General features: G+C 49.5%; 13 protein-coding genes and 1 other annotated feature. Of the genes, 5 read left to right on the top strand and 8 right to left on the bottom strand.

Annotated elements, in window-relative coordinates:
- On the top strand, nt 1–196 hold a 196-nt coding region (locus P2G85_RS06455; RefSeq protein ID WP_275863275.1), incomplete at its 5' end, for an integrase core domain-containing protein.
- A 98-nt stretch (nt 197–294) separates the two neighbouring features.
- Here P2G85_RS06455 and thrC read toward each other — a convergent pair.
- From thrC to thrA, 3 genes are read right to left on the bottom strand one after another with little or no spacing between them, the layout of a single operon-like run.
- Nucleotides 295–1,575, bottom strand: coding sequence for a threonine synthase (thrC, locus tag P2G85_RS06450; protein ID WP_275863274.1), 1,281 nt, complete (start codon nt 1,573–1,575; stop codon nt 295–297).
- Nucleotides 1,572–2,528: a homoserine kinase gene (gene thrB / locus P2G85_RS06445; protein ID WP_275863284.1), complete on the bottom strand. Its 957-nt coding sequence runs from the start codon at nt 2,526–2,528 to the stop codon at nt 1,572–1,574. The genes thrC and thrB overlap by 4 nt, the downstream gene beginning before the upstream one ends.
- Nucleotides 2,529–2,548: 20 nt before the next feature.
- On the bottom strand, nt 2,549–5,008 hold the full coding sequence (thrA, locus tag P2G85_RS06440; protein WP_275863273.1) for a bifunctional aspartate kinase/homoserine dehydrogenase I: 2,460 nt from the start codon (nt 5,006–5,008) through the stop codon (nt 2,549–2,551).
- A 54-nt stretch (nt 5,009–5,062) separates the two neighbouring features.
- Nucleotides 5,063–5,183: a sequence feature (Thr leader region), on the bottom strand.
- 395 nt (nt 5,184–5,578) lie between these two features.
- On the opposite strand from thrA, the gene P2G85_RS06435 reads away from it, so the two are divergent.
- Complete coding sequence (locus P2G85_RS06435) at nt 5,579–6,055, top strand: ribonuclease regulator (protein ID WP_275863272.1); 477 nt, start codon at nt 5,579–5,581, stop codon at nt 6,053–6,055.
- Between the two features lie 10 nt (nt 6,056–6,065).
- Here P2G85_RS06435 and P2G85_RS06430 read toward each other — a convergent pair whose 3' ends face one another.
- Together P2G85_RS06430 and P2G85_RS06425 are read right to left on the bottom strand one after the other, a co-directional pair.
- Complete coding sequence (locus P2G85_RS06430) at nt 6,066–6,548, bottom strand: putative 4-hydroxy-4-methyl-2-oxoglutarate aldolase (protein ID WP_275863271.1); 483 nt, start codon at nt 6,546–6,548, stop codon at nt 6,066–6,068.
- A gap of 42 nt (nt 6,549–6,590) precedes the next feature.
- Nucleotides 6,591–7,004 carry a DUF3293 domain-containing protein gene (locus P2G85_RS06425; protein ID WP_275863270.1) on the bottom strand — a complete coding sequence of 138 codons (414 nt, stop codon included), beginning with the start codon at nt 7,002–7,004 and terminating at the stop codon, nt 6,591–6,593.
- 357 nt (nt 7,005–7,361) lie between these two features.
- On the opposite strand from P2G85_RS06425, the gene arcA reads away from it, so the two are divergent.
- Complete coding sequence (gene arcA / locus P2G85_RS06420; RefSeq protein WP_275863269.1) at nt 7,362–8,078, top strand: two-component system response regulator ArcA; 717 nt, start codon at nt 7,362–7,364, stop codon at nt 8,076–8,078.
- Between the two features lie 87 nt (nt 8,079–8,165).
- On the opposite strand, the gene P2G85_RS06415 is transcribed toward arcA, so the two are convergent.
- The 3 genes from P2G85_RS06415 to P2G85_RS06405 all read right to left on the bottom strand — a co-directional run bounded on the left by P2G85_RS06415 (nt 8,166) and on the right by P2G85_RS06405 (nt 12,161).
- Nucleotides 8,166–8,615 (bottom strand): hypothetical protein, encoded by a 450-nt coding sequence (locus P2G85_RS06415; RefSeq protein ID WP_275863268.1) that lies wholly within the window; start codon nt 8,613–8,615, stop codon nt 8,166–8,168.
- Nucleotide 8,616: 1 nt separating this feature from the next.
- Entirely contained in the window at nt 8,617–10,965 is a 2,349-nt protein-coding gene (gene arcB / locus P2G85_RS06410) for an aerobic respiration two-component sensor histidine kinase ArcB (RefSeq protein ID WP_275863267.1), read from the bottom strand.
- 266 nt (nt 10,966–11,231) lie between these two features.
- Nucleotides 11,232–12,161: a TIGR01212 family radical SAM protein gene (locus tag P2G85_RS06405; protein WP_275863266.1), complete on the bottom strand. Its 930-nt coding sequence runs from the start codon at nt 12,159–12,161 to the stop codon at nt 11,232–11,234.
- A 552-nt stretch (nt 12,162–12,713) separates the two neighbouring features.
- Between P2G85_RS06405 and gltB the strand changes: the two genes are divergently transcribed.
- Together gltB and P2G85_RS06395 are read left to right on the top strand one after the other, a co-directional pair.
- A complete protein-coding gene (gene gltB / locus P2G85_RS06400) occupies nt 12,714–17,252 on the top strand; it encodes a glutamate synthase large subunit (RefSeq protein ID WP_275863265.1) in 4,539 nt (1,512 codons plus the stop codon).
- The gene (locus tag P2G85_RS06395) at nt 17,252–18,721 is read left to right on the top strand and encodes a glutamate synthase subunit beta (RefSeq protein ID WP_275863264.1); all 1,470 of its coding nucleotides are present in this window, start codon (nt 17,252–17,254) and stop codon (nt 18,719–18,721) included. The genes gltB and P2G85_RS06395 overlap by 1 nt, the downstream gene beginning before the upstream one ends.
- The last annotated feature ends 292 nt before the right edge of the window (nt 18,722–19,013 follow it).

Here is a 19,013-nt window from a genome sequence, read left to right as displayed (position 1 = left end):
CGGGTATGACTGTTATCAGAATGCTTTAGCAGAGCGCGTAAATGGGATACTCAAAATGGAACTTTTACTGAGGAAACCGAAAGATCTGGAAGAAGCGAGGAAAATGGTAGCAGAATCCGTAGAGATCTATAATCAAATGAGGCCTCATACGGCTTTGAAATACAAAACGCCCGATGAAGTACATCGAGCGTTTTAGTTAAAAAGTGTCAACCCATATCAGGACGGGTCAAACTCCCGGTAAGTGACACAAAAAAGGCGGAGATTCACTCCGCCTGTTGTTCCACACCGACAGTGTTACTGAACTCGGCGTAAGACCGTTTTCAGCGCTTCAAAATCCGCATCAAGATCCTCAGAAAGCAGCTCCATCGCGGCATGTTTCGCCAATGGTGCCGGCAACTCGATATCCGAGCCTAAAATATCATCCACCACTTCTTTAAACTTAGCCGGGTGAGCCGTACACAGGAACAGCCCGGTTTCACCGTCTTGTAACTGTTCATCCAACACGCGGTAAGCAATCGCGCCGTGCGGCTCACATAGGTAGCCAAGTGAGTGCAGTTGTTTCACTGACTCTGCGCTTTGCTGGTCAGATACTGCGCCTTTGCCCAGTGTCTCTAAGCCCCACTCTTTCACGCGGCATAGCTCTTCGATACGAGGCCAGTTGTTTGGTTGGCTCACATCCATCGCATTCGAAGTGGTTGCCACCGTTGGTTTTGGATCCCACTTACCCGTATCCAGGTAACGTGGCACAGTGTCATTGGCGTTGGTTGCGGCGATAAAGCGTTTGATAGGCAGACCCAGCGCTTTCGCTAGCAGGCCTGCCGTTAGGTTACCGAAGTTACCACTTGGTACCGATACGACCAGGTTTTCACGCTCTTGCTTACTCATTTGCGCGGCAGCTTCAAAGTAGTAGCAGATTTGCGCCATCAAACGGCTGATGTTGATTGAGTTCGCTGAGTTCAGTCCAATCTCTTCACGCAATACCGCATCATCAAATGCTTGTTTCACCAATGCCTGACAAGCATCAAAGTCACCATTGATTGCGACAGTGTGAATGTTCTTACCTAATGTACAGAACAGCTTCTCTTGCAGTGGGCTGATCTTGCCTTTCGGGTAAAGAATCACCACGTTGATGTCTTCCATACCGTAGAAAGCGTGCGCAACCGCTGCGCCAGTATCGCCGGAAGTCGCAGTAAGAATGGTGATCTTACCGCCGTCTGAGACCGCCGCAAGAGATTGCGCCATGAAGCGACCACCAAAATCTTTAAACGCCAGAGTTGGACCATGGAAAAGCTCGAGTGCGTAAACACCCTCTTTCACTTGCTTAATTGGTGCTGGGAACTGGAATGCCGCATCCACCATCGCGTTCACTTGATCTTCCGCCAGTTCATCACCGATCAGTGCTGATAGGATCTTAGTGCTACGAGAGACAAAGTCTTCTGCCAGCAGCGCGTCGATATCGTCAAACTTTGGTAATTCCGATGGAAAAAATAGGCCCTGGTTACGACCTAACCCTTGGCGAACGGCCTGGCCAAAGGAAACTTGTTCATCATTTTCTTTTATATTGTAAAGCTTCATAGCTCACTTCCTGTTACTTTCGAACCCTGTTTGTCCAGTCGGCAAACGTGGACGAATCCTTCTTCATTTTGTACGTAATTCTGCTCTAACCAACGCGCCACTCGCTCAGCAACATCTTTCTCTTTGCAGATACTGAACAGTGTCGGACCACTACCGGAAATACCGGTAGCCAGCGCACCGGCCGAGGTCGCGTATTGGCGCGCAGCAGCAAAACCAGGCAACAGTTTCTCACGATACGGTTCGGCAATCACGTCTTTGATCATTTTTGCCGCAAGTTCGGGCTGACCAGAGTGGCACGCGTGAATAAAACCTGCAAGATGGCGCCCATGAGCAATGATATCTTGTCGGCGGTATTGAGATGGTAGGATCTCACGCGCTTCCGCGGTCGAAACTTTTATCCCCGGATACGCCATCACCCAGTACCAGTCGTCAAAGCAAGGCACTTCCTGGCTGATGATGCCCAGCTCTTCAAGCATAAGCTGCACGCCACCAAGGTAACATGGCGCAACGTTATCATAGTGAATACCACCAGAAATCTTGCCTTCCATCTCCCCCATCAAAGCCAGCAGCTCGGTTTCATTCAGCGGCTGGGCGTGGAAGCGGTTTAGTGCATCCAGTGCCGCAACAATAGAGCAGGCACTTGAGCCTAAGCCTGAGCCGATTGGCATGTTCTTTTCAAGTGTCATTTCAAGAGGTTTAAGCTCAATACCTTTTTTGTCCAGCTCGCGGGCAAACACCACCCAGCAATCAAAAACAATATTCTCTTTCGGCTCCACGGGTAACTTGTCAACAAAGTCACCCGCCGTTTTCAGACTAAACGGCTGCGTGCCGGATTTTACTTGTACCCGGTCGCCCAATAAAGTGCCGTCCAGCGGGGACACCGCTGCCCCCAGGACATCAAAACCTACGCTCACGTTACCGATTGATGCCGGGGCATACACCACCACATCCATATCACTTGAACTCATTATTGTTATACCCCTAGTTTCCAACCTAAAGTACGCATCACATCAGAGAATACGCCCGCTGCCGTTACCTCAGTACCGGCGCCGTAACCACGCAGCACCAATGGGATTGGCTGGTAGTACCGGCTGTAGAATGCCAGAGCATTTTCACCATCTTTGATCTTGAACATCGGGTCATTTTCATCCACGGCAGCAATACTCACTTTGCATTTACCATCAATAATTTCACCCACGTAGCGCAGCACTTTGCCTTCTTTTGCTGCTTCCGCTGACAGCTCTTTGAAATAAGCATCGGCTTCAGGCAGGCGCTCCATAAACTCATCGACGCTACCTGAATCATCGAAACCTGGTGGCAATGCCTGGTCAACCACTACATCTTCGAGTTCCAGCGACATGCCGGCTTCACGCGCAAGGATCAGCAGCTTACGTGCTACATCCATACCGGACAGATCATCACGTGGATCAGGTTCAGTAAAGCCGTTTTGCTTGGCGATATTGGTCGCTTCACTTAGGCTCATGCCTTCATCAAGCTTACCGAAGATATAAGACAGTGATCCCGAAAGAATGCCGCTGAACCGCTCAAGCTCATCACCCGCGGCAATGAGGTTCTGGAGGTTTTCGATCACCGGCAGACCTGCGCCTACGGTAGTTTCATACATCAATTTACGGCGGGAACTACGCGCCACATCGCGAAGTTGGTGGTAGTACGCCATGCTCGCGGTGTTGGCTTTTTTGTTCGGCGTAACAACGTGGAAACCGGCGGCTAAGAAATCAGCATATTGCTTCGCAATCTCTTCGCTTGAGGTACAGTCAACCAGTACAGGGTTGATAATGTGATTACGTTGAACCAGGGAAATCAAACGCGCCAAACTGAACTCTTCTGTCGCGGCCGACATGCGGTCACGCCAGTGCTCCAGTGGCAAACCTTCGCTATCAAGCAACAGACCTTTGCTGTTTGCCAGGCCGCATACGCGGATCACAATGCCTTTCTCTGCCAGTTTCGCTTGTTGCCGCTCGATCTGATCCACCAGCTCGCCACCAACACCACCAACACCAACGACAAAAACATCCAGGAAATGTTTAGAATTAAATAAGTTTTCATGACACGCCTTGATCGCTTCGGAAATTTTATCTTCCGGAATCACGGCAGAAATCGCCCGTTCTGATGATCCCTGAGCAATCGCGACAATATTGACATTCACTTCAGCAAGTGAGGAGAAAAAGCGAGATGCAACGCCACGTGAAGTGCGCATACCGTCCCCGACCAGGGTAACGATGGAAACATCATCAATAAATTCCACAGGCTCAAGCAGGCCATCTTTGAGCTCAAGTTCAAATGCCTCGCCGAGTACCTGTTTCGCTTTGGCTTTATCCTGAGCTTCGATACAGAAACTGATACTGTATTCAGAAGACGACTGGGTGATAAGCACTATCGATACCCCAGCAGACGACATTGCACCGAATACGCGGCTCGCCATCCCCACCATACCCTTCATTCCCGGGCCGGATACGTTCACCATAGTCAGCGCGTTTAAGGTAGTGATGCCTTTGATCGCCAAATTGTCTTCACCGGTATCCTGACCAATTAGCGTACCTGCACCTTGTGGGTTAAAGCTGTTTTTGATCAGGCAGGGGATTTGAAACTGTGCAATAGGCGCGATGGTTTTCGGGTGCAGGACAGAAGCACCAAAGTAAGACAACTCCATCGCCTCTTGATAGCTCAGGGATTTAAGCAACCGTGCATCTTCAACTACGCGAGGATCACAGTTATATACGCCATCCACATCAGTCCAAATCTCACAACAATCGGCACGCAAACAGGCTGCCAGTACCGCGGCTGAATAGTCAGACCCATTACGCCCGAGCGTAACCAGCTCACCTTTTTCGTTACCTGCAGTGAAACCCGGCATAATATGTACATGCCCCGGTGCGAGCGGCTTCTGACGGAAGTTTTGAGTGGAGATATCAACGTCAACCATAGCCTCAAGGTGATCACCTTTCGCATAGAGGTATTCAACCGGTTCGATCAGACTTGCCGGTTGCCCTTTTGCTTCCAGTACCGCCTTCATCAGTTGAATGGAGACACGCTCCCCCTTACTGATGATGCGGGCATTGACATTGTTGGGGCACATGCCCAATAAGTTAATTCCGTGCACAAATTGGCGTAACTGGGAAAGTGACGTTTTGACTTGATTATCAAAGGCAGTGCCATCGATATTGGCGAGTACACTTTGAATATCGGCAAACAGATTTTTAAATGATGCTTCCAGCTCTGCGATTTGAAGTTCAGCCTCTCCATTGCGTAAGGCATTTTCGATTACCGCTACTAGTTTATTCGTGGTTTTCCCTGGTGCAGAAAGAACGACTGCTACCTCTTCTTGCTGTGCATTGTTGGCAATGATTTCTGCCGCCCTCAAAAAGCGATCAGCATCAGCCAATGATGAACCGCCAAACTTCAATACTCGCATCCCTACCTCCGGTGTATCTGTTTAAATCTGTTTAATTTCGTTCAAAAATATGTATAAAAAAAGGCCTGTATCTGGTGGGATACAGGCCTTTTTTTGAATTTCTTTCGCTCAGCAGCCTGCCCCAACAATGGTCATGTCGGTAATAATGGTGGTGGTAATTACTGCGAAGCGATGTGAGTGCATAAATAAATATTCAACGATAATTGTCCGTTTGCTTATCTCTACGTTTACCGAGTTTCCTCTCTTGAGTCAACAAAAAAATGCATTTTGCCTCATTTCACTGCCCGGTGACGCCACCTGCTTTCTCCCGTTTTCAGGTTGAAAAAACTGGATCGGTGATGGGTACTAATCTCAATTGAGCCCCAAAACGTATAACAGATTCAAGGAGCGCTGCGGGCCTTTTTGTCCCCGTCGCACGGCAATCAGCCACAATGGCCTCTAACTGTGATCAATATTCGTCGTGGCTAATATTTTGCCATTTATAGTGAGCCTGTTTGTATATTCTGTGCTTTAATATGGTCAAGCCTCAGGCTCTAATTAAAACAACAAACAACACAAGGAGTGGTAGATATGAAAATCTGGCTGTACTTGCTGCTTTTTGTTGTGCCTGGCATTTCGATGGCGAATTCATTACCGTCACTGCCCGGAAAAAGTGAGACCTCACCGCATAAACTCTTCATTTCCAGTGACAGTTTTCAATCCGAAGACAGTTTCGATGTATGGAATATCGACGGCGGTTACGCCTATGAAGTATTCGATTCAGTGGATCTTTATGTTGGGGCCCGGGTAAATAATTCCCCGAAGCAAAACCAGAGTGGTTTTTTAAGTGGGATCAGTTATCAGTTTAACGACCGGGTTATACTGAAAAGTTCCGTCCGCTCTTATAAAAGCGACAACACCGCGGGGAACAACAAAGCCGATGACACCAACCTTGCTGCTGAGGTATCCAGCCGGGTAAAAATCACCGATAACTTAGATATTCACGCTACGCTCGATTACCAGGATTGGCAGCAAGGGTTTGAGGTCGGTTTGGGTTTCCGCTTTTAATCCCCTGTAGCTAAAGCCTCAGTAACGATTTCGACGTCAACACGCCATTCCAATCCGCATAGATATAATGCTTAGGCTGCACCATCTGATTGTTCATTGTCAGCGTGACATTCACTTCGCCGTTCCCACGCTTTTCGGTTTTGAACGGGCAGGTTCCGAGAGCTTGAATACCAATATCCATTTGTGACATCTGAGCCACATCACGAACCGCACCATAGACGATAATGCCCTCCCAACCGTTTTCAATACCGAGAATGGCCAACTGATCGCCTAATAACGCTCTCTGACAAGAGCCATGGCCATCGACCACCAGCACTTTGCCGGTCCCGTCTTGCTCCAGCATTTCGCGCACTTTCGAATTATCGTGATAACAGCGTATGGTCACAATCTCACCAAAAAAGGCGCTCCGCTGGCCAAAATTCTGCAACGGCAAATTCAACAGTGTGACGTGCTCTTCGTACTTATCACAAATATCGGGTGTTATATCTTGCATGTTTCCTCCGTGAATTTTCTCGCCTGGCTTACCAAACGAGTCTTATCCTGTTAAGAGCTTATCCTTGATCTGACCAATTCGCTGGCGGATTTGCGGTTCGACACAACCAATCAGGCTAAGCTGACCATTTTCCACATAGTAGATGGCATGCTGCCGAAATGCTTTCGCCAGCTCGATGGCCTCTTCTGGTTCTATTTCTGCGGCAAAGCTCTCTTCATACCAATGGAATGCCTTATCTCCTACGGTCACCGCAACATAGTTCCTGCCATGGAGCCGCGCTTCGAGCCTTTGATTACTTTCATAATTCTCCTTATTTGACCGCCATTTGCTAAATGGGTTCCAAGCAGTGATCACCGCGTAGCTTGAACATTCCCATTCAGCATGAAAGCGGAAATAGGAGCGCGAATAAGCATTCCATAACGAAGCATCTATCATAGAATTACTTTTTTCTATCATAACTCTTAATCGATTAATAATAGTTACATTTCATCAATTGATGTAAATCAACAAAGTGAATGGAATTAACATTTGAGCATTGTTAGCATGCTGTTAACAATATAGAATCCGCAACATACCTTAGGGTATTTACTCATTAACAGCCAGTGTGACTGGACGTTGAAGAGCAACACCTTACAAGAATAAACGTCACCACGGGACATTGGTGAGTTGGCAACACTCCACGGATGGCGGTTAACTGAACGCAGTGTTTTTTGAATAATCTAACTTATTTTTAAAAATTCATTACCTGCATGTTATATTTTGCCTAGAATTTATTCCATTAGCACAATTTCGTCACAAATTTAGGTACCGCCAATGCAAACCCCGCAGATTCTTATCGTTGAAGATGAGCAAGTAACTCGTAACACTCTTAAGAGTATTTTTGAAGCAGAGGGATACGCTGTTTTTGAAGCCAGCGACGGTGAAGAGATGCACCAAGTATTGTCCAATAATACAATCAATCTGGTCATCATGGACATCAATCTTCCAGGCAAAAATGGTCTTTTGCTCGCTCGTGAACTACGTGAGCAAGCGAACATTGCCCTGATGTTCTTAACTGGTCGTGACAACGAAGTGGATAAAATCCTCGGTCTCGAAATTGGTGCGGATGACTACATCACCAAACCGTTTAATCCACGTGAACTGACCATCCGTGCTCGTAACCTACTTAGCCGTTCAATGAGCAGCAACGACGTTCAGGAAGAAAAACGCTCTGTAGAAAAATACGTCTTCAACGGTTGGGTGTTGGATATCAACAGCCGCTCTTTGATTAGCCCTGCGGGTGACAGCTACAAGCTTCCTCGTTCTGAGTTCCGCGCACTACTGCACTTCTGCGAAAACCCGGGTAAAATCCAGACCCGTGCGGATCTGCTGAAGAAGATGACCGGTCGTGAACTCAAACCACATGACCGTACCGTTGACGTGACTATCCGCCGTATCCGTAAGCATTTCGAATCGGTATCCGGCACGCCAGAGATCATCGCGACCATCCATGGTGAAGGTTACCGCTTCTGTGGTGACTTGGAAGAGTAATTTCCTCGTCCAACAATCAGAAGGGCTTGCTCAATGAGCAAGCCCTTTTTTTTATCCTAACGTCCGACCAGAATACAAATGCTCTGGTTAATAAAGCTTATCGATCGTCACGGCTTTCTCAACCAACCACACTTGTTGACGACCATCCTCCAGCAATACCGCAATATCCACCGGGCGTTCGGTATCAAGCTCCAACGGCCAGGTAAAGGCGACTTCCCATTGGTTTTCACTGTGGGTGCGCAGATCAAGTAACGCGGTATCGATCAACCACTGCTGGTCATTTTGCTTAAGCATGATCGCGTCGACGGTCAGGGTCGCGGGAAGTTCTTTGTTACCATGTAGGTACAGCGCACCATGCAGGGTTTTATTCTCCCCCTCCTCGACTGTCGGCATGAGATTCAGCCACAGATTACTCTTCAACTCGACCGTTACCTGACTGAGTGTCATTTGGCTACCGGTTTGCCACGTAACATCTTGGTTTGCCGAACAACCAGCCAATAGCACCATCGATAAGGCCACCAGTGCGAGTTTCTTCATGTTATTTCCTCTGTTCCAACCAACTCTTTAATACTTGAATATCATGCTGATATTCATTTTTGATTTCTTCTACCCAATCAGCAATATTTTCCCACCAGGCAGGCAAATCCGGTGACTGGGCTTTTTGCGCCACACCTTGAATATGTTTAAGCCCAATCGATCCGGCGGCACCTTTGATCTTATGCGCTTCCGAGACAATGCCGTCTTGATCTTTCGCGGTCATATTGGAGTCCAATACCTCGATATATTCTGGCATCATATCTTCAAACATTCTAATACTGTCGTATACCGGCTTAACGCCGACAATACCCACATAAGACTCAAGCATATCCACATCCAGCAAGTGGCTTTCCACTGCTACCGGAGCGTCCTGCTCAACCACCACGGCATCGCTGCCCGGCAGCTGGTCTTCCACCAGGTGGGCAAAGAATTTGTCTATCACCCCCTGGATCGCTTGTACTGCTAACGGCTTGCTGATGGCATCATCCATGCCATTATCCAGATACTCCCGCCGATCCTTGAGTACATTAGCGGTGAGCGCCACCAAAGGCGGCAAATGGTCATAGTGTTGCCGGTAGTACTGCGCCACATCAAATCCGGTCATATCTGGCAACTGGATATCTAACAAGACTAAGTCATACTTATCCGGAACAAAGTTAACCAGCGCTTCATTGCCGGTCATCGCCACGGTAACACGATGACCCAGACTTTCCAGCAACGATTTGGCCACGGTAACATTAAGCTCAATGTCCTCAACCATGAAGATGTTCAGGTGCAGTTTATCCCGCTTGGCATCGATGATCGGCTCTTCCAGGTCGACCACCGGCACATGAATCGAAACGGTGAAGGTGCTGCCAAAACCTTCCTCACTGCTGACTGAAATGTCGCCATCCATCATATTAATTAACTGCTTTGAAACCGAGAGGCCAATTCCGGTTCCCACCGCATGCAGGTTGTCTTTACCCGACTTGACTTGGTAGTACATGGCAAAAATTTTATCCAGATCCTCTTCTGGGATGCCAATTCCGGTGTCTTCCACTTCCATGATGATGGTGGCGTAGTCGTCTTCAACGTCGGCACTGACCGTCAATACCACTCCGCCCTCTTTGGTAAACTTCATCGCGTTGCTGACCAGATTCCAGATCACCTGCCGCAAGCGTGTCGCATCCACCTCTATCCCTTTTGGCAGATCACTCAAACGCTCCAGATCAAAGCGCAAACCTTTTTGCTCTGCCATCAGGGCAGCAATACTTTCGATCTCAGCGACAAAATCCTCAAAATTGAGCGGCGTTGGCAACAGTTCCAGTTTACGCCGATCAAACTTGTCCATATCAATAATATCGTTAAAGATATTACCCAGAGTGATCGCACTGACATGGATCGTCTGCATATGCCTACGCTGCTCGGTGGTCAGCGGGCTATCCAGCAACATCCGGCTTAAACCGACAATACCATTCAGTGGCGTACGCAACTCATGACTTATGGTTGAGATAAAGGTAGTTTTATCGCGGCTGGCTTTTTTCAGCGACTCTTCGTGACGCTTACGTTCTGTAATATCGCGGCCAAATCCCACCAGCCCGAGGTGACGGCCATCTTTGCTGTAAAATGGCACTTTACGCAATTCAAAGTAGTGCTTACGCCCGTCAGGGTATTCCAGCCATTGCTCATAGGTGATCGCCTGATTATCGGCAAAAACTTTTTGGTCGGTATCCACAATAAGCTGAGCGATTTCCTTGCTGTACACATCCCACGGGCTTAAGCCAACCAACTGGTGTTCCTTCTTACCCGTCAGTTCTTCCATCGCGCGGTTACATCCGGAAAATACACCGTCCGCATTACGGTAATAAATCAGATCGGGGGAAGCATCGATAAATGAGCGCAGCAAGGCGGTACGTTCCGCAAGTTCAAGCTGAGTTCGCTCACGCTGGAAGACCTCATTCTCCAGATCTTTCATCGCCTCTTCACGCGCTTCCTCCGCTTTGATCCGCTCTTCGATTTCCTGATTGAGCTTTTCAATATTTTGTTGCAGCTGGTAATTAAGCTCCTGATCGCGAGAACGCATGTCTTTTAATTTCGACACCAGTTTGGTCAGACGCTGACGCGACTCTTCCAGCTGATCCACCACCACCGAAAGAAAATACACCGCCCATGGCGTGATCAATAAACCAAAGAAAACCGAGCGGACGATATCAATATCATCCACACTGCCCTGCAGTGCTAAGGTGATCCCCACCTGCACAACCACCGCCAGTGCCACCAGTGCCAGCGCCAGTAAGATAGAAAACCGCACTATCCCCAGCTTCACCAACAGGTCAACATAATACTGGGCGAGATTCTTCATGGGCTTCATTCATGACTCCACGGAATTAAACGAAATAACTATCCCTGAGCTTACTCTGTCAACCGTCTCAACGAATGACTCGCAGCACCGTATGGATGCATTCAGGAAAGGTGCCCCAATTCACTTCAAGTGACTCAATTATTACTAATTGTTGGGGGATACAGCTCAGTGTAACGTGTTTGATACGCGGATTGAAACCGCCTGCTTACAAACTAGCGCAAGCGGTCACATCTGAAAGGAAATCAGCCAACAGGCCGGGGGATAATACGTGCGCTTCAGGGCTTAGTGTAAATAAAAGGCTTACCGGTCAGGCTGCCTTGAGCACCGTGCATGTCAAGCGCCCGGCCGATCTCGGTCATCGCTAACCAGCGGTTCTCACACCACAAAGGGGACAATAAAGTTGGCCGGCGCGCGGCTGAAGAAACGCGGTGGTAAACGACATCCGGCGGGGTCATGCGGATCAGCTCACTGGCAATCGTCACATACTCTTCCAACTCTGGGGCATCCAGTCTGCCGGCACGCCACGCTTTCGCCATGGTACTGCCCTCAACAATATGCAGGCCGTGCAGCTTGATCCCGTCGGTGCCCACTTCAAGCACTTTAGCCATGGTGGCGACGTTATCATCACGCGTCTCTTTAGGTAATCCGACAATGAGGTGAGTACACACTTTAATACCCAACGCACGCGCGCGCTTGGTGATCTGAGCATAGCATTCAAAGTCATGACCACGATTAATACGTTTTAGCGTATCATTGTTGGCGGTTTGCAACCCGAGCTCAAGCCAGATCTCATAACCTTGCTTAACGTAATCCGACAGCAGTTCCAGCACCGCATCCGGTACACAGTCTGGGCGGGTTCCCACGCACAAGCCGACAATATCTGCCGCTTTGAGCGCTTCTTCGTACATATTTTTCAGCACTTGCACTTCCGCATAAGTACTGGTGTAAGCCTGAAAATAAGCCAGGTACTTTTTCGCCCGGTTAATTTCACCGGCACGGTCTTTCAGTTGCTCCTGAATGCTTTTGACCTGCACATCCTCATCCGCAAAAGAGGCCACATTGCAAAATGTGCACCCCCCCCGGCCTATCGTGCCATCGCGGTTTGGACAACTGAATCCACCGTGTAAGGTCAATTTGTGAACTTTTTCACCATAACGACGCTGAAGATCTTGCCCCAGCGTATTGACCAACTCATGTAACTGCATACTTTCTCACCAAACGCTAACCGCAATCAATCTCACTACGATCTATGTAAATTAATTACATCCCTGCAAGAAAAAACAAATAATTCTATTCAATTCAAATTGAATCATAGTGGGTCAAAATCAATAAACTTGCATAAATACAGACAAAAACAGCCATTGTTACGTAATTGTTAAACCTTAAGTGCATTTTTAAACGAAAAAATTGCATTACAGCGGTCAGTTTTCGTTGCAATCTGAAGTCACAAAATTGTAGGATACTTACACAACCCCGTCGCATTTGTGAGTTTTATTACAAGAGCAACTTCGGGAATTGTCGGTGATAACCCACTCCCACCTATATAAATCACTAAATAGTGAGCTAAAAAAAAGGGAAATCACCAAGGATTGTTTTTCTCGCAACACTTTTCCTGCGAGATACGGAAAGGACTCAAAGCTGACCAACCTGGTTGGTTTCGACTCATAAGTATAAAGGACAAGACGCGCACTAATCGACCAGACAGATAATGTCTGCTCTGTAACGCTGCGTCGACATTGAACTGGAAGGATGTATCTATGGTAGATAGAGAGCAAAATTCACAGGGGCTGTACACTCCGGAGCTGGAGCATGACGCTTGTGGTATCGGTTTTGTTGCTCACCTGAAAAACCGTAAATCTCATGAAGTTGTTACGCAAGCATTAGACATGCTAGCCCGTATGGAACACCGTGGTGGTCAAGGTTGTGACCCATGCAGCGGTGACGGTGCCGGTATCTTGCTACAAAAACCACATGAATTCCTATTAGAAGAAGCCGTCAAGTTAGGCATTAAACTGCCTTCTTTCGAAAAATACGGCGTGGGTGTGGTGCTTTTCCCTAAAGATGAGTACAAACGCGCACAATGCCGTGACATTCTGGAACGCAACGCCCAGCGCCTGGATCTGGAAGTTCTGGGTTACCGCGTTCTGCCGACTGACAACTCGATGATTGGTGCCGACCCGCTTAGCACCGAGCCGCAATTTGAGCATGTGTTTATCTCTGGCGGCCCTGGCATCACGCCAGAAGAGCTGGAACGCAAACTCTACGTACTGCGTAACTACACCGTACGAGTGTGTCTGGAAAGTGTGTCAAACATCGGTGACGACTTCTACATTAACTCCATGTCTTATAAGACATTGGTTTATAAAGGCCAGCTAACCACCGAGCAGGTACCACAGTACTTCCTGGATTTGCAAAATCCAACCATGGTAACCGCGCTGGCACTGGTACACTCCCGCTTTTCTACCAACACCTTCCCTAAATGGCGTCTGGCCCAGCCTTTCCGTTACATTGCGCACAACGGTGAGATCAACACCGTACGCGGTAACCTGAACTGGATGAAAGCGCGTGAAGCAATTCTGGAATCCGAACTGTTTACTCAGGCGGAAATCGATATGCTTCTGCCTATCTGTCAGGAAGGCAGCTCAGATTCCTCTAACTTCGATATGGCTCTGGAACTGCTGGTTCTGTCCGGCCGCAGTCTGCCACACGCTCTGATGATGATGATCCCGGAAGCGTGGCAAGAAAACAAAACCATGGATGCCAAGCGCCGTGCTTTCTATCAGTACCACGCTAACATCATGGAACCATGGGATGGCCCTGCCTCTGTCTGTTTTACTGACGGGGTACAAGTGGGCGCGACGCTTGACCGGAATGGTCTGCGCCCATCTCGCTATACCGTAACCAAGGATGATTTCCTGGTCATGGCATCGGAATCAGGTGTGGTCGATATCGCACCGGAAAACGTCGAGTTCCGCGGTCGTCTGCAACCGGGGCGTATCTTCGTCGCTGACCTGGAACAAGGCCGTATCATCTCTGATGAAGAGGTCAAAGACACCATTGCTTCTGCGCAGCCATACGAAAAATGGGTCGCAGATAACCTGCTGAGCCTGAAGGCCCTGCCTGACGCAAGCAACCAGTTCAGCCAGCCGTCACCTGAGCGTTTGCTGCACCGTCAACAATCCTTTGGCGTCAGCGCCGAGGAAGTGAACGAAATTATCGTGCCGATGGCGAATGAGGGCAAAGAACCACTTTCTGCCATGGGTGCTGACTGGCCGCTGGCCGTGCTTTCTCACCAGTCGCAACACCTGTCCAACTACTTCAAGCAGTTGTTCGCTCAGGTTACCAACCCGCCGATCGACCCGATCCGTGAACGGATGGTGATGTCGCTGAACACTTACCTGGGTAAGGATCAGAACCTGCTGAGCGAGACTCCGGATCACTGTCAGAAAGTCGAGCTGGAATCGCCGGTACTGGCAAACAACGAACTGGAAAAGCTGCGTGCAATTGATAACGAGCACCTGCAGGCGAAAACGCTGGATATCGTCTTCCAGGCCAGTGAAGATCAGGGCAAACTGGAGCGGGCGCTGAAGCGTATCTGCCAGTATGCTGAAGATGCGGTCATCGACGGTTACTCCATCATCCTGCTGACCGACCGCGCGGTGAACTCGAACCATGCTGCCATCCCAGCGATGCTGGCTGTCGGTGCCGTCCACCACCACCTGATCCGCAAAGGCCTGCGCGCCAAATGTGACATTGTGGTCGAAACCGGTGACGCACGTGAAACGCACCACTTTGCAACGCTACTCGGCTACGGTGCTAACGCCGTTAACCCTTACCTGGTTATCGAGACCATCGCTGACCTACAGCGCACCAAAAAACTCGATCCTCAAGCCGATCCTCGCGTGCTGTTCGACAACTACCGTAAAGCCATCAACGGTGGCCTGCTGAAGATTTTCTCCAAGATGGGCATCTCCACCCTGCAGTCTTACCACGGTGCGCAGATCTTCGAAGCGCTGGGTATCCACAAGTCTGTGGTGGATAAATACTTCACCGGTACGGTATCACGTATCCAGGGCCTGACGCTGGATGACATCGCGAAAGAAGTCCTGGTTCGCCACCGTGTGGGTTACCCACAACGCGAAATTCCAATCCAGATGCTGGATGTCGGCGGTGTATACCAGTGGAAACAGCGTGGTGAAAAACACCTGTTTAACCCGGAAACCATCTCACTACTGCAACAGTCAACGCGTGGCAAAGATTACCAGCAGTTCAAGCAGTACGCGGATGCGGTTGATAAACAAGGCCATAACGCCGTAACCCTGCGCAGCCAGCTTGAGTTCGTCAAGAACCCGGCCGGTTCGATCTCAATTGATGAAGTTGAGCCTATCGAAAGCATCGTCAAGCGCTTTGCAACCGGTGCAATGTCATTCGGTTCGATCTCGTACGAAGCACACTCAACCCTAGCGGTTGCGATGAACCGTCTCGGCGCGAAATCAAACTCCGGTGAAGGTGGTGAAGACCCAACCCGTTTCGAGCGCAAAGAAAATGGCGACTGGGAACGCTCTGCCATCAAGCAGGTTGCATCTGGCCGCTTCGGTGTCACCTCTTACTACCTGACTAACGCCGATGAGCTGCAAATCAAGATGGCTCAAGGTGCGAAACCAGGTGAAGGTGGCCAGTTGCCAGGTGATAAAGTGGACGACTGGATCGGTGCTACCCGTCACTCAACACCAGGGGTCGGACTGATTTCACCACCGCCACACCACGATATCTACTCAATCGAAGATTTGGCGCAGCTGATCTACGACCTGAAAAACGCCAACCGCGCCGGTCGCGTGAACGTAAAACTGGTTTCAGAAGCGGGTGTCGGTACCATCGCCTCAGGTGTAGCCAAGGCGAAAGCCGATGTGGTGCTGATCGCGGGCTTCGACGGCGGTACGGGTGCCTCACCACTGTCTTCTATCCGTCACACCGGTCTTCCTTGGGAACTCGGCCTGGCAGAAACGCACCAGACCCTGCTGAAAAATGGTCTGCGTAACCGTATCGTGGTTCAGGCTGATGGCCAGATGAAAACCCCGCGTGACCTTGCCATTGCAACGCTGCTTGGTGCGGAAGAATGGGGCGTCGCGACCGCAGCTCTCGTGGTAGAAGGTTGTATCATGATGCGTAAGTGTCATAAGAACACCTGCCCGGTGGGCATCGCCACTCAGAATAAAACCCTGCGTGAACGCTTTGATGGCCGCGTAGAAGACGTCGTGACCTTCTTCCAGTACATGGCTCAGGGTCTACGTGAAATTATGGCTGAACTTGGTTTCCGCACGGTTGATGAGATGGTCGGTCAGGGTCAAAAACTCAAAGTCCGCCAGGACCTCTCACACTGGAAGTACAAAAACCTGGATCTGTCCCCGGTGCTGCATGTTGAGCAGCCACGCGAGGCAGACGGCGTGTACAACCAGACAGAGCAGAACCACAACCTTGAATCGGTACTGGATCGCAAACTGATCCAGGCAGCAATCCCTGCGCTTGAAAAAGGCGAAACAGTGAACGCCGAATTGCCAATCGTCAACACTGACCGCTCGGCCGGTACCATGCTGTCGAACGAAATTTCGAAAGTGTACAAAGACCAGGGTCTGCCACAGCCAATGAATGTTAAGTTCAAAGGCTCTGCAGGTCAGTCATTTGGTGCCTTCCTGGCGAAGGGCGTGAAGTTCGAAGTCGAAGGGGACGCGAACGATTACTGGGGTAAAGGTCTGTCTGGCGGTACACTGGTGCTCTACCCTGACAGCAACTCATCAATTGTCGCCGAAGACAATATTGTTGTGGGTAACGTCTGTTTCTACGGTGCCACCTCTGGTGAGTCATTCATCCGTGGTATGGCAGGCGAGCGCTTCTGTGTACGTAACTCCGGTGCCAAAGTGGTTGTGGAAGGCGTCGGTGATCACGGCTGTGAATACATGACCGGTGGTGCGGCCATTATCCTTGGCTCAACCGGACGCAACTTTGCTGCCGGTATGAGTGGTGGTGTGGCTTACGTTTGGGATAAGTCAGGCGACTTTGAGGCGAAACTGAATCCTGAGCTGGTCGACCTTGATCCAATCGAACAAGCAGACAAAGAGCTATTACTCGATATGTTAACCAAGCATGTCAAGTTCACAGGAAGTGAAGTCGCTCAGTCATTCCTGGACAACTTTGAAGCCAGCCTAGCCTCAATGGTTAAGGTCATGCCGCGTGATTACAAAGCGGTTCTTCAAAGACGTCAGGCTGAGGCAGAGCAAGCAGAAGCGGAGGCAGTGTAATGGGTAAGCCTACTGGATTTTTAGAGCATGGTCGTGAGCTACCACAGAAGATCGACCCGCAAGAGCGTATCAAGAACAACAAAGAGTTTGTTCTGAATGAGGAGTTTGGCTGTAAGATCAATACTCAGGCTTCTCGTTGTATGGATTGTGGTGTGCCGTTTTGTCATAACGGCTGCCCGATCGGTAACATCATCCCGGAATTTAATGATGCGGTATACCGTGACAACTGGGAAGAAGCATGGAACATCCTGAGCTCGACCAACAACTTCCCGGAGTTCACTGGTCGTGTCTGTCCGTCACCATGTGAAAGTGCTTGTGTGCTTGGCATTAACCAAGACCCAATCACCATCTGTAACATTGAGAAAACCATCGTAGAAACGGCTTATCGTGAAGGCTATGCCAAACCGAAAACGCCACGTTCTCGCACCGGAAAGACCGTCGCCATCATCGGCAGCGGCCCTGCAGGCCTGGCTGCAGCGGAGCAGTTAAACAGCGCGGGCCACACAGTGACGGTGTTCGAACGTGATGAAAAAGTCGGTGGCCTGCTGCGCTTTGGCATCCCGGACTTTAAACTGAGCATGGAAGTGATTGATCGTAAGATCAATCTAATGGCTGAGGCCGGGATTGAGTTCAAAGTCAACCAACACGTTGGTGTTGATGTCAACGCACAGCAACTGCGTCAGGAATACGATGTGGTACTGCTGACTGGTGGTTCTACCGTTCCACGCGATCTTCCGGTTCCGGGACGTGAACTAAACGGCGTTTATTTCGCCATGCAGTTCCTGGCGCAAAACAATCGCCGCGCTAACGACATGGATCTGAAAGGTGAAGAAATTCACGCCGCGGGTAAACATGTGGTAGTGATTGGTGGTGGTGATACCGGCTCTGACTGTGTCGGCACCTCGAACCGTCACGGCGCAGCAAGCGTGACTCAGGTTGAAATCATGCCGATGCCACCAGAGAAACGCCCAGCTAACATGCCATGGCCACAATACCCGATGATTCTGCGTACTTCGACCTCTCATGAAGAGGGTGTGGATCGTCACTGGAATATCTTAACCAAAGAGTTTATCGGTAACGATAAAGGCGAAGTGACCGGCCTGCGTGTTGCGGACATCGCTTGGCAAGAAGCTAAGCCAGGTGAACGTCCGGGCTTTACCGAAGTGGCAGGCAGCGAACGCGTGATCCCGTGTGACATGGCATTTCTTGCGATGGGCTTCCTCCACCCGGAACCTACCGGTGTACTGGCTCAGCTCGACATCGAACTGGATGAACGCGGCAATGTTGCGACCCAAGGTTTTGCCACCAACCAAGAAGGCGTCTTCGCGGCAGGTGATATGCGAACTGGCCAGTCTCTGGTGGTTCGTTGTATCAATGAAGGCCGAGAGTGTGCTCGTACCATTGATGCATACCTGATGGGTGGTACCAACTTAGAAGCAAAAGCAGATTCAATGATGCTTTCCGCTTAATTAAAAGCGCCAGCGAGCGCTCTTATCCTCAGTTTGAGTTACCAGTACAAGTGGTAGCTCAAATTGAGGATACAAAATCAATCCTTCCAAACTTTTTGTTTTGACCAGCATGTTATGCTGGTCTTTTTTTACCCAGCCCAAAGCAAACGTTACTTATCTGTAACAACAAAAAAGCTATCTTACTGATCTTAAAGCCCTATTTAAGTTGAATACATGGTAAATCGCATATTTGCATGATCATCCACTAACAACTTGACCTTTTTTACAATAGGCTATAGCTTGTGAACACAGC

The sequence above is a fragment of the Vibrio sp. CAU 1672 genome (genome assembly GCF_029223195.1).
Taxonomy (GTDB): Bacteria; Pseudomonadota; Gammaproteobacteria; order Enterobacterales; family Vibrionaceae; genus Vibrio.
Note: the sequence above shows the minus strand (reverse complement) of the source record. Positions and strands in the feature narration are given on the sequence as shown.

Bases quoted from the DNA above. Each gene is read 5' to 3' on its own strand.
- P2G85_RS06435 (WP_275863272.1), top strand. From the start codon at position 5,579: ATGAAAATCTGGCTGTACTTGCTGCTTTTTGTTGTGCCTGGCATTTCG.
- arcB (WP_275863267.1), bottom strand. From the start codon at position 10,965: ATGAAGCCCATGAAGAATCTCGCCCAGTATTATGTTGACCTGTTGGTG.
- P2G85_RS06415 (WP_275863268.1), bottom strand. From the start codon at position 8,615: ATGAAGAAACTCGCACTGGTGGCCTTATCGATGGTGCTATTGGCTGGT.
- P2G85_RS06405 (WP_275863266.1), bottom strand. From the start codon at position 12,161: ATGCAGTTACATGAGTTGGTCAATACGCTGGGGCAAGATCTTCAGCGT.
- arcA (WP_275863269.1), top strand. From the start codon at position 7,362: ATGCAAACCCCGCAGATTCTTATCGTTGAAGATGAGCAAGTAACTCGT.
- P2G85_RS06430 (WP_275863271.1), bottom strand. From the start codon at position 6,548: ATGCAAGATATAACACCCGATATTTGTGATAAGTACGAAGAGCACGTC.
- gltB (WP_275863265.1), top strand. From the start codon at position 12,714: ATGGTAGATAGAGAGCAAAATTCACAGGGGCTGTACACTCCGGAGCTG.
- thrA (WP_275863273.1), bottom strand. From the start codon at position 5,008: ATGCGAGTATTGAAGTTTGGCGGTTCATCATTGGCTGATGCTGATCGC.
- thrB (WP_275863284.1), bottom strand. From the start codon at position 2,528: ATGGATGTGGTGGTGTATGCCCCGGCATCAATCGGTAACGTGAGCGTA.
- thrC (WP_275863274.1), bottom strand. From the start codon at position 1,575: ATGAAGCTTTACAATATAAAAGAAAATGATGAACAAGTTTCCTTTGGC.
- P2G85_RS06425 (WP_275863270.1), bottom strand. From the start codon at position 7,004: ATGATAGAAAAAAGTAATTCTATGATAGATGCTTCGTTATGGAATGCT.
- P2G85_RS06395 (WP_275863264.1), top strand. From the start codon at position 17,252: ATGGGTAAGCCTACTGGATTTTTAGAGCATGGTCGTGAGCTACCACAG.